This is a genomic window from Mesorhizobium sp. WSM4306 (assembly GCF_007003975.1).
Lineage (GTDB): Bacteria > Pseudomonadota > Alphaproteobacteria > Rhizobiales > Rhizobiaceae > Mesorhizobium.
In genome coordinates, this window is record NZ_VFTC01000002.1 from 295,147 (window position 1) to 308,228 (window position 13,082).

The following is a 13,082-nucleotide window of genomic DNA, read 5'->3' on the forward strand; positions in this document are numbered from 1 at the left end:
TCGGCTAGATATAGCCCAAGCTTGCCGGAGCGCGCGACGAAAATACCGGGGAGAAAGGCCGCAATCCCAAGCTGGCGCTTGCGGCAAGGAATTCTCCCCCCTATAGCAGCGCCTTGAGATGACCGACGCTTCGTCCCTGCCGCTTTATCCTCATCGCCATCTTCTGGGCATCCGCGATCTTTCCCCTGGAGATATCGAGCTTTTGCTCGACCGGGCCGATCGCGCCGTCGCCATTTCGCGGCAATCCGAGAAAAAGACCTCGACGCTGCGCGGCCGTACCCAGATCAACCTCTTTTACGAAGCCTCGACCCGCACGCAATCGTCGTTCGAACTGGCCGGTAAACGGCTTGGCGCCGACGTCATGAACATGTCGGTGGCGAGTTCTTCGGTGAAGAAGGGCGAAACGCTGATCGACACGGCGATGACGCTGAACGCCATGCGCCCTGACATCCTCATCATCCGCCACCAGTCGGCGGGCGCCGCCGCGCTTCTGGCACAGAAAGTCGGCTGCTCGGTGGTCAATGCGGGCGACGGCGCACATGAGCACCCGACACAGGCGCTGCTCGATGCGCTGACGATCCGCCGCGCCAAGGGGCCGCTGTCGAAGCTGATCGTGGCGATCTGCGGCGACATCCTGCATTCGCGCGTGGCGCGCTCCAACATCATGCTGTTGAACGCGCTCGGGGCGCAGGTGCGGGTCGTCGCGCCGTCCACGCTGTTGCCGTCCGGCATCGAGAAAATGGGCGTCATTGTCTCACGCTCGATGGCCGAAGGGCTGAAAGGCGCCGACGTGGTGATGATGCTGCGCCTGCAGCGCGAGCGTATGGAAGGCGCCTTCGTGCCTTCGGTGCGCGAATATTTCCGCTATTTCGGCCTCGATGCGGAAAAGCTGAAGGCGGCCAAGGATGGCGCACTGGTCATGCATCCCGGACCGATGAACCGCGGCGTCGAGATCGCGTCCGAAATCGCGGACGGCCCGCAAAGTGTTATCCAGGAACAGGTTGAGATGGGCGTCGCCGTGCGCATGGCGGTGATGGAAGCGCTGCTTGATCCCCGCCGCAACGCAGAGGGCCGTGGCGCATGAGCACGACGGTCTTTGAGCGCGCCCGTATCGTCGACCCGTCGCGGGGCATCGATGAAGTCGGCACCGTCATCGTCGAGGGCCGCAAGATCGTTGCTGCCGGCAAGGCCGCCCTGAACCAGGGGGTGCCGGCGGGAGCCACAGTCGTCGACTGCGCCGGCAAGACGATTATCCCCGGCCTGATCGATGCGCGCGTCTTTATCGGCGAGCCCGGTGGCGAACACCGCGAGACGATTGCATCGGCAAGCGTTGCGGCGGCGGCCGGCGGCGTCACCTCCGTCATCATGATGCCCGACACCGACCCGGTGATCGACAATGTTGCGCTGGTCGAATTCGTGCTGCGCACCGCCAAGGACACCGCAATCGTCAATATCTTCCCGGCTGCGGCGATCACCAAGGACCTTGCCGGTCGCGAGATGACCGAGTTCGGCCTGCTGCGCGAGGCCGGCGCGGTTGCCTTCACCGATGGCCGCCACACCATCCCCAGCGCGCTGGTGATGCGCCGGGCGCTGACCTATGCCCGCGACTTCGGCGGCGTCATCGCGCATGAGACGCAGGATGGCGATCTCGCCTCGGCAGGCGTGATGAATGAAGGCCTCTATGCCAGCTGGCTCGGCCTAGCCGGCATTCCACGCGAGGCCGAGTCCATCCCGCTGGAGCGCGACCTGGCCCTGGCGCGGCTGACGCACGGCGGCTATCACGCGGCCAAGATTTCGACGGAAATGGCAGCGCAAGCCGTGAGGCGGGCGAAAGCCGACCAGGCCAATGTTACGGCGGGTGTGGCGATCCACAATCTGTCACTCAACGAGAACGATGTCGGGGAATACCGCACCTTCTTCCGGCTGACGCCGCCGCTGCGCGCCGAGGGGGACCGGCTGGCGATGATCGAAGCGGTCAAGGACGGCACGATCGACATCATCGTCTCCTCGCACGACCCGCAGGATGTCGACACCAAGCGCCTGCCCTTCGCCGATGCCGCTGCCGGCGCCATCGGGCTGGAGACGCTGCTAGGCGCGGCACTGCGGCTCTACCACAATGGAGATGTGCCGCTGCTCAGGCTGGTCGAGACGCTGTCGACGGCACCGGCCAAACTGTTTGGCCTGCCGGGCGGCACGCTGAAGCCGGGCGCTCCGGCTGATCTTGCAGTCGTCGATCTGGAAGAACCCTGGATCGTCAGCGAAAGCGGTATCCGTTCGCGCTCGAAAAACACCTGTTTCGAAGGTGCGCGGCTGCAAGGCATGGTCTTGCAAACGCTGGTGGCGGGCCGCACAGTGTTTTCAGCCTAGAGTGACCGCGGCCCATTGCACGTCGATTTGCTGTCAGGGAAATGCGGGGGGAAACAATGAGTTATAACGTCATCCTGGCATTGCTGTTCGGCTATCTCCTCGGCTCGATTCCCTTTGGCCTGCTGATTACCCGCGCCGCCGGCCTCGGCGATGTCCGCAAGATCGGTTCCGGCAACATCGGCGCCACCAATGTGCTGCGCACCGGCAACAAGGGCCTGGCCGCCGCGACGCTGGTGCTCGACGCGCTGAAGGGCACGGCGGCGGTGATGATCGCGCGCCATTACGGGCACGACTTCGGACCGTGGGCCGGCCTTGGACTCTGGGCAGGCTTTGGTGCCTTCCTTGGCCATCTGTTTCCGGTCTGGCTTGGTTTCAAGGGCGGCAAGGGCGTGGCGACCTATCTCGGTGTGCTGATCGCGCTCGGCTGGCATGTGGCGTTGATCTTCATCGTCGTCTGGCTGGTGATGGCTGTCGTCTTCCGCTACTCGTCGCTGGCGGCGCTGACGGCAGCGGTGATCGTGCCGATTGCGCTGTATTTCCTGAGCACGCCTGAGGTCGCCGGGCTGTTCGTGGTGATGAGCCTGATCGTCATTGTAAAACACCGCGCCAACATTTCGCGCCTGCTTGCCGGCACCGAAGGCAAGATCGGAGCCAAGGGGTGAGGAAGCCTGCCGCCGGGCCGCGCCTCAGCGACCGGCAGCGGCTGAGCTGGCTTCGCCTGATCCGTACGCAAAATGTCGGCCCAGCCTCGTTTCGCGAATTGATCAACCGCTTCGGCTCGGCCGAGGCCGCATTGGAGATGCTGCCCGAACTGATGATTTCGGGCGGCGCCAGAAAAATTGTCCGCATTCCTTCCATCGCCGAGGCCGAAGCGGAACTGGAAGCGGCCGGCGAGAACGGCGCCCGCTTCGTCGGCATCGGCGAAGCCGACTACCCGCCGATGCTGAAAAACATGGACAATCCGCCGCCGCTGATCGCCATGAAAGGCGAAGCCGCCGTGTTCCGGCTGCCTGCGGTCGCCATCGTGGGCGCCCGCAATGCATCGCTGGCCGGCATCAAGATGGCGCGCATGCTGGCGGCGGATCTGGGCCGCGACGGCTACGCCATCGTCTCCGGCCTGGCGCGCGGCATCGATACGGCGGCACACCAGGGCAGTCTCTCGACTGGCACGATTGGGGTGCTGGCCGGCGGGCTCGATGTCCCCTACCCGCCCGAAAATATCGGCCTATGCAACGACATTGCCGAACGCGGCGGCGCCGTCATTTCGGAGATGCCGTTCGGCTGGCAGCCGCGGGCGCAGGATTTTCCACGCCGCAACCGGCTCGTCGCGGGTGCCGCCCTCGGACTGGTGGTGATCGAGGCGGCCCAACGCTCCGGCTCGCTGATCAGCGCGCGCCTGGCCGGCGAAATGGGCCGGCTGGTCTTTGCCGTGCCGGGTTCACCGCTCGATCCGCGTTGCGCCGGCTCGAACGGCCTGCTCAAGGACGGCGCCACCCTGGTCACCGAGGCATCCGATGTTTCCGGCGCGATCGCGCCTTTGGCCGGTACGCGAACGCCACGGGCCGCGCCGCCGGAAAAGGCGCCCGACTTTTCGGCAACGCCGCCGCCCGGCGAGGACGAACGCACCGGCGTGCTCGAAGTGTTGGGGCCGACCCCGGTGGCGGTGGACGAGATCATCCGCCACACCGGCCTCAACGCCGCCCAGGTGTCGATGGTGCTGCTTGAACTCGACCTTGCCGGCCGCATCGAGCGCCACGCCGGCGGCAATGTCTCGCTGGTGTTTGGCGGCTCCTGAATTCCTTCGGCTAGCGGAACAGGTACTTCGACACCTCCGGATTGCCACGGCGCCACATCACATTGTCCAGAAAATAATGATGCACGTTGATGAAGATCAGCACGATGAAGAAGAACAGCGATGATCCCAGGACTTGCCTGTCATAGGGGATCAAAGCCGTCAGCGCGGACGGGATCAGCCAGAAGCCGAGATAGCCAAGGGCGGTGCCGCCGACGATAAAGCCGAGGAGCCGAAACCTGTAGAGGGGGCCGAGAAAAGACAGGACCTTCGGCTGCGGATCGCTTTCGGCATCGGAGCTGTCACGTTCGACATTGGTCTGGTAGCGCCAAACCACGGCGAGATACTGCAGCGAGTGGAGCGCAGGCACGATCAGCAGCCAGAGCGGGTTTATTCTGGCAATCAGGATCCAGAGATAGAGCGACGCGACATAGGCCACCAGGCCGTTATAGGGCAGACCGCCGCCCTTCTTTCGCCAGCGATTGACCAACATCAAAAGCGTGGCTGCGGTCGACGCAACGGCCGCCAGCAGAGCAATATCGGCAATCCAGGAAGGGGCGGCGAATGTGTAATAGTCCAGGCCGTAATATTTGCCCTGGGTGACCGCGGCATTCGTCTGAATCCACGCCAGGATCCACACGGCGTAGGAATTGAACAGCAACACCTTCTTGTCGCGATCGTCGAAGAATTTGCGCTTGAGCACCGCATCCACCATCAGCATGCCGTAGCCCTGCTTGACGTAGTGCCAGCCGACGAAAAAGAACATGGCGTTGGTTGCATAGCCGAGCAGCCGCGTGTTCGCCGCCGCCGCGCCGTAGGCAAAGAACCCGGCCATGACCAGGGGTACGACAATGCCCGCGAAGATGTAGCGAAGCTGCAGGCTGCGGTCATAGCCGTTGCCGGTCACCTTGCGCCCGAAATTGCGGTAGAAAAGCTGGTAAGAGTGGGCGAAGTGGGGGTAGTTCACGAGATAGGCCACAACAACCATCGTCGCGGCCACAGGCCCCTCATATTCGAGCGGCACCAGAAACAGCACCGGCAGGATGAGAAAAGCGCTGCCGCCCAGCATGAGGAAATCGGCGACAGGGCCGAAGAGATATTTCTGAGGTGTCGCCGCCTTAGTAGCTACAGCATCCGCCGAAAGCTGAAGTGCCATGTTCGAACCCTCCCCTGGGAAGGTCGAGTTTAGCCAGCGGCGCGTGTGGCGACAAGGTTGGAAGCTGCATTCTGGGCCGATGCAGGCACCAAGTTCGTCTTGGTCATTTTGCGAAAGTCCTCAACACCAAAACGAGTGCAAACACTACGACTTCGACGCCGCGAGCGGCAAGGCGATCACTCGTCTGTCATGGGCCAATGCCGATGACGATATCCGGGAGCCAAAGGCAGAGCTCAGGCGGCTCGCAGCAGACGGGAAGGACGCTGCCGAGACATTCAGGCGGGTTGAAGGTATCCGACCGAGTGCTCGCGCATCCTCAACACCAGCAGGCGCGCGGCTGCGAATGGCGCCATAGCGATAAAAGTCATCGTGACACCGACGAAAACCGACAGGAGACAAATCCCGCCGGGGACGGAGCAAACTGTTTCCATGAACTACCCCTTTCCACCGTTAACCTGGCGGCCTCCTTAGCGCATCCGCAAGCATGCTCCCGCTTCAAGAGAAATACAAGCATGTGCTAATAGATACGGATCGGAAGGGGCGCCATTGCCCGAGGTCTGCCGCTGGCCGTGAGGCGCAGCGGCAGGCTGAGATGCAAAAGCGCTGTCTGCAGGCCACAGCAAGTTGCCAGGAGTCGCACGGGCCTCACGCGATGCGAACCGCGGCCAACGGTTGCGGGCTTTGGCGGGCCACAGGAAACCAAATCAAAACTCAATCGTTGAACCAGGGTATGGCGCCAATCGGGGAGTGCGCATGAACCCTCGTGACAATGTTTCTCCGTTTGAGGAGGAACAGGACCAAGCCCGACTCGCGAAGAACGCACGGCTGCGAGAGCTTCGATCTCATGCGTCTTGGCTGGCTTTCGACCCTCATGCCCAGTTTCATGATGAGATAGACCTCTCAGTCATTTTCGAGGAAAGCGCGTTGCACAACCGCTTGTAGAGCGGGCCAGGTCCCAGGGACTTCAGTCGTAATTGAGTCATCACTAATATGCCTATAGCTTAGGCAGTGCGGGGGACCCCCGAAAACCAAGCCCGCAATGGCCGGTGCGCCTCGCTTGCCCAAGCACCCCCGCACCGGCCATTTCTACTTTCTGGGGACCCTATGGCTGAGGAGGTATCGGATCGATGCATCTGAGTAGTGCCAAAAATGATTTAACGTCACATGTCGATTGGCTAAAATGCGGAACGTCCAATCGGCGATTCCGGAATCAAAAGGGTAACGCCAGCTCCAACAGCAGAAGCCCGCTACCGAGTGCTCAGCAACGGGCTATGTTTCCGCAAGGAAACCTACCGCTGTATCCATCAATTGAATTTTCGGCCGATCACCAGATCTGCCGATTATCGAGGGAGGATGTCATGCCAACGTTCATAGTCACAGGGTCCTATTCAGCCACGGCAGCGAGTGGAATGATTGACAATCCGTCAAACCGAGAAAAGGCGGCCCGTGCCATCTTTGAAGCAGCGGGCGGGAAACTGCATTCTTTCTACGTCACGACGGGCGAAACTGACTGGATGGCAATCACGGAATTCGGCGACGGTGCTGACCTGATCCCCGCACTTCTCGTCGTCGGCGCATCGGGAGCAGTATCGAATGTCAAAACCGTGCGAGCATACACGGGTGCGGAGTTCAAGGCGGCCCAAGAGAAGGCGGGCAAAATCGCTTCTTCCTACAAATCCCCGGCAAAATAAGCAGACCACTGGTGCACCATTACGGCCGGCAAGGCCTGTAATTTATCACCTTGCCAAGTCTGGCCCGCTGCTTCGGTGGCGGGCTTTTTAGGGCTCGAAGGGTAGCTGATACCCACACCGTGGCACTTAAACGCGCCACAGCTCGCTTGATCGACCATGGGCTCTTGCTCTGCTCGCGATATCCAACAGCGCGGGCATTGTGGCGTCTCGTCAAGGATCGGCTGATATCTGTGTACGCGGGCACCAGCAGAGGCACTGCTGTCCAGATCTGATTTCACTTTGCCCGAGTCTCATCATGAAGGGCGAGCTTGCGCGGTAGTTTTCCGGCCTTCCGTTCCTCTGCGAAAGCCACTGTGCGGAGGCAGATATGCGGATACAACAACCGACCCGCTGACCCTCGTGTATCTACATGGTGGCTGTGTTTTTGGTGAGCGCGATGGGATTCGAACCCATGACCTACTGATTAAAAGTCAGTTGCTCTACCGGCTGAGCTACGCGCTCCCGCGGGCTCTAAAGGCTGCCCTCGAAATTGCGCGGAACATAGGGAGAGTGCCGCGACCGGTCAACCGGAAAAAGATGGGTCTTTCACCGAGGTTTCCGCCATCGGCTTAGGCCCCGCAAATTGCCTTGGCAGGACGCCCGGTGAGCCGCTTCCGCAATGAGGTCGCCGCTTCAAAATCTGCAGGCGCGCGATATGGTCTGTTCTTCTCCGGTTGACTGGAGAAACATTGCAAATCAGCAACTTAATGTTTTGGCCGGAACTATCGCACCAGCGAACCGTTCTCTCCCCACAAGGGACGTCAACCAGGGAGAAGATCATGAACAAGATCGTATCGGGTATGCTGGCGGCCACATTGTCAGCCTCTTTCGCAGCTTCCGCGGCCGTGCCGGCCGGCGCCACGCAAATGATTGCGCCGCAGGCCCCGTCGGCTTCGTCCGATGTGCAGGCGGTGGATTACAAGCCGTGGATGAAGCGCAACTTCAACGGCAACCGCAATTTCTCGCGCTACAACAATGACGGGCCCTACTGGAACGGCCATCGCGGCTCCCGCCATTATCGCCATGGCTATCGCCGTCACGGCGACTACTGGTTCCCGCTGGCTGCCTTCGCCACCGGCGCCCTGATCACCGGCGCGATCATCAACAGCGAGAACAACCGCGTCTACGAAGGCGATGCTCATGTGCAGTGGTGCTATGACCACTATCGCAGTTACCGCGCCTCGGACAACACCTTCCAGCCGAACTACGGCGGCAGAAAGCAGTGCCGTTCGCCCTACTGACCCCGGCGGGTGACTAACAGATGGTAAGTTAAGTGAGCACTAATGCATGTCGCCCAGAAGTGTGCTGCGGTTCTGGGACAACGACATGCATCAAAACAAAGACTTAAAGCGCGTCGCCTGAATCCGTTTCAGCGCGACGCGCTTTAAGTGCGTAGCGAGGCTCGCGCCGCTGACGGAGCGGGCCTTCTTTTTTCGAGACTGTCAGGATACGCTCAGCGTCCTGCGCACCGCATCGCGCCAACCCGCCAGTTTTGCCGAACGAACAGCGGCATCCATGTCCGGCTTGAAGCGCCGCTCGAGCGCCCAGCTCCTGGCAAAGTCCTTCGCCTTCGGCCACACGCCCGCCTTCGAGCCGGCAAGCCATGCGGCGCCTAGCGCCGTCGTCTCCAGAATGGTCGGACGGTCGACCGGCGCATCGAGGATGTCGGCCAGCCGCTGCATGGTCCAGTCGGACGCCACCATGCCGCCATCGACGCGAAGCACTGTTTTCGCCGAAGCCCCTTTCCAGTCCTTACGCATGGCGTTGAGCAGGTCGCGCGTCTGGTAGGCGACTGATTCCAGCGCTGCGCGGGCAAACTCCGCCGGGCCCGAATTGCGGGTCAGGCCGAAGATGGCGCCACGCGCCTCTGCGTCCCAATGCGGCGCGCCCAAGCCGACGAAAGCCGGCACCAGATAGACATTCTGTGTAGGATCTGCCTCGGCAGCCAGCACACCGCTGTGCTCGGCCTTGCCGATCACCTTGATGCCGTCGCGCAGCCATTGCACGGCCGCACCGGCGATGAAGATCGAGCCTTCCAGCGCATAGGTGGTCTTGCCGTTCAGGCGGTAGGCGATGGTGGTCAAAAGCCGGTTCTTCGAACGCACCAGATCGGCGCCGGTGTTGAGCAGAGCGAAACAGCCGGTGCCGTACGTGGATTTCATCATGCCCGGTTCGAAACAGGCCTGGCCGATGGTCGCCGCATGCTGGTCGCCGGCAACGCCGAGGATTCTTATCTCGGCGCCAAACAGGCCCTTCTCCGTCACGCCGTAATCATCGGCGCAATCCTTGACCTGCGGCAGCATCGCTGCCGGAATGCGCAGCATGGAAAGCAGCTCGTCGTCCCAGACATTTTTCTCGATGTTGTAGACAAGCGTGCGCGAGGCGTTGGTGGCATCGGTTGCGTGAACTTTCCCGGCGGTCAGCCGCCAGATCAAAAAACTGTCGATGGTGCCGGCGAGCAATTCGCCCTTTTCGGCGCGTTTTCTGGCGCCCCTCACCTTGTCCAGCATCCAGGCGATCTTGGTGCCGGAGAAATAGGGATCGAGCAGCAGGCCGGTCTTTTTGGTGAATTTCTTCTCCAGGTCCTGCTTCTTCAATTTCTGGCAGAGCGGCGCGGTGCGCCTGTCCTGCCAGACAATCGCATTGTGGATCGGCTTGCCGGTCGCCTTGTCCCAGATGACGACGGTTTCGCGCTGGTTGGTGATGCCGATCGCCGCCACATCGGACGCCTCGCGGCCGGCGGCCTTCAGCGCGCCTTTGACCGTGGCGACGACGCTTGCCCAGATGTCCTCCGGGTCGTGCTCGACCCAGCCGGAGGCCGGGTAATGCTGGGTGAATTCCTGCTGCTTGCTGCCGGCAACTTTCATCTCACCGTCGAACAGGATCGCCCTGGTCGATGTCGTGCCCTGGTCGATCGCAAGGATATATCCGGTCATTAGTCCTCCCGGTAGCTCGCTTATACAAACAGGGGAGACGGCACGATGCCGCCTCCCCGTTCACTATGATCCTGGCGCGTACGCCAAGACTACTTCTGCCAGCTCTTCACCAGTTCGTCGTAGTTGATGGTGATCGGCTTTTCCTTCTCGTTCTCGATCTTCAGCTGAGGCGCGAGATTGCCCTTCTTGACCGCGTCGGCATTCCAGTAGGCGAGGTCATGCTCTTCGGCCATCTTCGGGCCGATATCGCCCTGGATGCCTGCCTTTTCCAGGCGTTCCATGACCTTTTCCTGCTCGGAGCAGAGCGAGTCCATCGCCTCCTGCGCCGTCTTCGCGCCGGAAGAGGCATCGCCGATCGCCTGCCACCAGAGCTGTGCCAGCTTCGGATAATCCGGCACGTTGGTACCCGTCGGCGACCACTGGACGCGGGCCGGCGAGCGGTAGAACTCGATCAAGCCGCCGAGCTTCGGAGCGCGTTCCGTGAAGCTCTTATCCTGGATCGTCGACTCGCGGATGAGCGTCAAGCCGACATGGCTCTTCTTCACGTCGACCGTCTTCGACACGACGAACTGCGCATAGAGCCAGGCGGCCTTGGCGCGATCGTCGGGCGTGGACTTCAGCAGGGTCCAGGAACCGACGTCCTGGTAGCCAAGCTTCATGCCATCCTTCCAGTACACGCCATGCGGCGACGGAGCGAAGCGCCATTTCGGGGTGCCGTCCGCGTTCACGACCGGCAGCCCGTCCTTGACGAAGGAGGCGGTGAAGGCGGTGTAGGTGAACATCTGCTGCGCGACCGTGCCCTGCGACGGGACGGGGCCTGATTCGCCGAACGTCATGCCCTGGGCTTCCGGCGGAGCATAGGCCTTCAGCCAATCCAGGTACTTCTGGATCGAATACACGGAAGCCGGGCCGTTGGTGTCGCCGCCGCGCGCGACGCACGAACCGACCGGCTGCGACTTCTCGTTGACTTTGATCCCCCATTCGTCGACCGGAAGACCGTTCGGCAGACCCTTGTCGCCATTGCCGGCCATGGAGAGCCAGGCATCAGTGAACCGCCAGCCGAGCGACGGGTCCTTCTTGCCGTAGTCCATGTGGCCATAGACCTTCTTGCCGTCGATCTCGCGGCCGGTGAAGAATTCGGCGATGTCCTCATAGGCCGACCAGTTGACGGGAACGCCAAGGTCGTAGCCGTACTTGGCCTTGAAATCGGCCTTGTTCTTCTCGTCGTTGAACCAGTCGTAGCGGAACCAGTAGAGGTTCGCGAACTGCTGGTCGGGCAGCTGGTAGAGGTCGCCGTCGGGAGCGGTCGTGAACTTGGTGCCGATGAAGTCGGCGAGGTCGAGGTTGGGGTTGGTGACATCCTTGCCCTCATTCGCCATCCACTTGGTCAGGCTGCGCGCCTGCTGGTAGCGCCAGTGCGTGCCGATCAGGTCGGAGTCGTTGACGTAGGCGTCATAGATATTCTCGCCCGACTGCATCTGCGTCTGCAGCTTTTCGACGACATCGCCTTCGCCGATCAGGTCGTGGGTGATCTTGATGCCGGTGATCGCGGTGAAGGCGGGCGCCAAGACCTTGGACTCATAGCTATGCGTATCGATGGTCTCGGAGACCACCTTGATGTCCATGCCGGCGAAAGGCTTCGCGGCATCGATGAACCATTGCATTTCGGCTTCCTGCGCGCCGCGATCGAGCGTCGACAGATCCTTGATTTCGGTATCGAGGAAGGTTTTGGCTTCGTCCATTCCGGCATAGGCCTGGCCTGCTCCCCAGAGCAGGACAACCGCAGTTGTTGATGTTAAAAATTGCCTTCGCATTTCGTTTCCTCCACTTTCAGGTTTCAAGTGCGATCTGGAGCGGTCGCCGGCACGCGGCCGTTCCAACAGTTTCCCCCTCTATACGTAGCGGAACACGCCAATGGCGTAGACTACGGAGAGAGCGAGAGCCCACCACAGGTTGGGTCCGACAAGACCCAGCCAAGCGAGATGGATAAAGGCGCTGCCGAGCAGCGAAACAAAGAGGCGGTCGCCGCGCGTCGTCTCGAAGCGCAGCACGCCGACACGCGGATTGCCGCCGGGCGAGACAAATTCCCAGAACGCCATGCCGCACAGCAGAATAAGGATCGTGATGAAAAACAGCGCCGTCGGCAGCGTCCATGCCATCCAGGTGAGGTTCATGGTCATACCCTCCCCAGGGCAAAGCCCTTGGCGATGTAGTTGCGAACGAACCAGATCACGAGCGCCCCTGGCAGGATGGTGAGGACACCGGCGGCGGCAAGCACACCCCAGTCAAGCCCGGATGCCGAGACCGTGCGCGTCATGATCGCCGCGATCGGCTTGGCGGCGGTCGTGGTCAAGGTGCGGGCGATCAGCAGCTCGACCCATGAGAACATGAAGCAGAAGAAGCAGGCCACGCCGACGCCGCTGGCGATCAGGGGCATGAATATCTTCAGGAAGAAGCGCGGGAAGGAATAGCCGTCAATATAGGCGGTTTCGTCGATCTCCTTCGGCACGCCGGACATGAAGCCTTCGAGGATCCAGACCGCCAGCGGCACGTTGAACAGGCAGTGCGCCAGCGCTACCGCGATGTGCGTGTCGATCAGCCCGAAGGCCGAATAGAGCTGGAAGAACGGCAGCGCGAACACCGCCGGCGGCGCCATGCGGTTGGTCAGCAGCCAGAAGAACAGATGCTTGTCGCCGAGGAAGCGGTAGCGCGAGAATGCGTAGGCCGCAGGCAGCGCCACCGAAACCGAGATCACCATGTTCATGACCACATAGATGATCGAATTGATGTAGCCCTTGTACCAGGACGGGTCGGTGAAGATCACCATGTAGTTGGCGATGGTCGGGTGCTTCGGCCACAGCGAAAAGGCGCCCAGAATTTCCTGATTGGTCTTGAAGCTCATGTTGACCAGCCAGTAAATCGGCAGCATCAGAAAGATGATGTAGATCGTCGGCACCAGCCACCAGAACTTGGATTCTTCGCCGCGCCGGCGCATCAGCCGCGCAATCTGGTCCTGCGATAGGGTGCTGGTGAGCCCGTCCGAAATCGCGGCCTCGTTCACCCGGTCCTGCCTTGTCGTTCTTTCGTTGGCGCCGCTCATC

At 61.6% G+C, this 13,082-nt stretch carries 11 protein-coding genes and 1 tRNA gene; 6 read left to right on the forward strand and 6 right to left on the reverse strand.

Annotated elements, in window-relative coordinates:
* Nucleotides 1-118 precede the first annotated feature (118 nt).
* Genes FJV77_RS05150 through dprA form a run of 4 tightly spaced genes read left to right on the forward strand, consistent with a single transcriptional unit; the run spans nucleotide 119 to nucleotide 4,162 of the window.
* Nucleotides 119-1,084: an aspartate carbamoyltransferase catalytic subunit gene (locus FJV77_RS05150; protein WP_023806087.1), complete on the forward strand. Its 966-nt coding sequence runs from the start codon at nucleotides 119-121 to the stop codon at nucleotides 1,082-1,084.
* Nucleotides 1,081-2,367, forward strand: a complete 1,287-nt coding sequence (locus FJV77_RS05155) for a dihydroorotase (RefSeq protein WP_142865775.1) — start codon at nucleotides 1,081-1,083, stop codon at nucleotides 2,365-2,367. Before FJV77_RS05150 ends, FJV77_RS05155 begins: the two co-directional genes overlap by 4 nt.
* Nucleotides 2,368-2,423: 56 nt before the next feature.
* Nucleotides 2,424-3,029 carry a glycerol-3-phosphate 1-O-acyltransferase PlsY gene (gene plsY / locus FJV77_RS05160; RefSeq protein WP_142865776.1) on the forward strand — a complete coding sequence of 202 codons (606 nt, stop codon included), beginning with the start codon at nucleotides 2,424-2,426 and terminating at the stop codon, nucleotides 3,027-3,029.
* The gene (gene dprA, locus FJV77_RS05165) at nucleotides 3,026-4,162 is read left to right on the forward strand and encodes a DNA-processing protein DprA (RefSeq protein WP_142865777.1); all 1,137 of its coding nucleotides are present in this window, start codon (nucleotides 3,026-3,028) and stop codon (nucleotides 4,160-4,162) included. The genes plsY and dprA overlap by 4 nt, the downstream gene beginning before the upstream one ends.
* Before the next feature lie 10 nt (nucleotides 4,163-4,172).
* Here dprA and FJV77_RS05170 read toward each other — a convergent pair whose 3' ends face one another.
* Nucleotides 4,173-5,315, reverse strand: coding sequence for a hypothetical protein (locus FJV77_RS05170; RefSeq protein WP_142865778.1), 1,143 nt, complete (start codon nucleotides 5,313-5,315; stop codon nucleotides 4,173-4,175).
* Nucleotides 5,316-6,673: 1,358 nt separating this feature from the next.
* Here FJV77_RS05170 and FJV77_RS05180 point away from each other — a divergent pair.
* The gene (locus tag FJV77_RS05180; RefSeq protein ID WP_142865780.1) at nucleotides 6,674-7,006 is read left to right on the forward strand and encodes a GYD domain-containing protein; all 333 of its coding nucleotides are present in this window, start codon (nucleotides 6,674-6,676) and stop codon (nucleotides 7,004-7,006) included.
* A gap of 425 nt (nucleotides 7,007-7,431) precedes the next feature.
* Here the strand turns inward: FJV77_RS05180 and FJV77_RS05185 are convergent.
* Nucleotides 7,432-7,507, reverse strand: a tRNA-Lys gene (locus FJV77_RS05185).
* 317 nt (nucleotides 7,508-7,824) lie between these two features.
* On the opposite strand from FJV77_RS05185, the gene FJV77_RS05190 reads away from it, so the two are divergent.
* Nucleotides 7,825-8,286, forward strand: a complete 462-nt coding sequence (locus FJV77_RS05190) for a BA14K family protein (protein WP_142865781.1) — start codon at nucleotides 7,825-7,827, stop codon at nucleotides 8,284-8,286.
* Between the two features lie 201 nt (nucleotides 8,287-8,487).
* On the opposite strand, the gene glpK is transcribed toward FJV77_RS05190, so the two are convergent.
* The 4 genes from glpK to FJV77_RS05210 all read right to left on the reverse strand — a co-directional run bounded on the left by glpK (nucleotide 8,488) and on the right by FJV77_RS05210 (nucleotide 13,081).
* A complete protein-coding gene (glpK, locus tag FJV77_RS05195; protein ID WP_142865782.1) occupies nucleotides 8,488-9,981 on the reverse strand; it encodes a glycerol kinase GlpK in 1,494 nt (497 codons plus the stop codon).
* Nucleotides 9,982-10,070: 89 nt separating this feature from the next.
* Nucleotides 10,071-11,795: an ABC transporter substrate-binding protein gene (locus FJV77_RS05200; protein ID WP_142865783.1), complete on the reverse strand. Its 1,725-nt coding sequence runs from the start codon at nucleotides 11,793-11,795 to the stop codon at nucleotides 10,071-10,073.
* Between the two features lie 78 nt (nucleotides 11,796-11,873).
* Nucleotides 11,874-12,155: a DUF2160 domain-containing protein gene (locus tag FJV77_RS05205; RefSeq protein ID WP_112561564.1), complete on the reverse strand. Its 282-nt coding sequence runs from the start codon at nucleotides 12,153-12,155 to the stop codon at nucleotides 11,874-11,876.
* Nucleotides 12,156-12,157: 2 nt separating this feature from the next.
* A complete protein-coding gene (locus tag FJV77_RS05210; protein WP_142865784.1) occupies nucleotides 12,158-13,081 on the reverse strand; it encodes a carbohydrate ABC transporter permease in 924 nt (307 codons plus the stop codon).
* Nucleotide 13,082 lies beyond the last annotated feature (1 nt).

What these genes read in the sequence shown, in the direction of transcription:
- FJV77_RS05180 (WP_142865780.1), top strand. Translation starts at nt 6,674, where the DNA reads ATGCCAACGTTCATAGTCACAGGGTCCTATTCAGCCACGGCAGCGAGT.
- FJV77_RS05205 (WP_112561564.1), bottom strand. Translation starts at nt 12,155, where the DNA reads ATGAACCTCACCTGGATGGCATGGACGCTGCCGACGGCGCTGTTTTTC.
- FJV77_RS05190 (WP_142865781.1), top strand. Translation starts at nt 7,825, where the DNA reads ATGAACAAGATCGTATCGGGTATGCTGGCGGCCACATTGTCAGCCTCT.
- FJV77_RS05155 (WP_142865775.1), top strand. Translation starts at nt 1,081, where the DNA reads ATGAGCACGACGGTCTTTGAGCGCGCCCGTATCGTCGACCCGTCGCGG.
- FJV77_RS05200 (WP_142865783.1), bottom strand. Translation starts at nt 11,795, where the DNA reads ATGCGAAGGCAATTTTTAACATCAACAACTGCGGTTGTCCTGCTCTGG.
- plsY (WP_142865776.1), top strand. Translation starts at nt 2,424, where the DNA reads ATGAGTTATAACGTCATCCTGGCATTGCTGTTCGGCTATCTCCTCGGC.
- FJV77_RS05210 (WP_142865784.1), bottom strand. Translation starts at nt 13,081, where the DNA reads ATGAGCGGCGCCAACGAAAGAACGACAAGGCAGGACCGGGTGAACGAG.
- FJV77_RS05170 (WP_142865778.1), bottom strand. Translation starts at nt 5,315, where the DNA reads ATGGCACTTCAGCTTTCGGCGGATGCTGTAGCTACTAAGGCGGCGACA.
- FJV77_RS05150 (WP_023806087.1), top strand. Translation starts at nt 119, where the DNA reads ATGACCGACGCTTCGTCCCTGCCGCTTTATCCTCATCGCCATCTTCTG.
- glpK (WP_142865782.1), bottom strand. Translation starts at nt 9,981, where the DNA reads ATGACCGGATATATCCTTGCGATCGACCAGGGCACGACATCGACCAGG.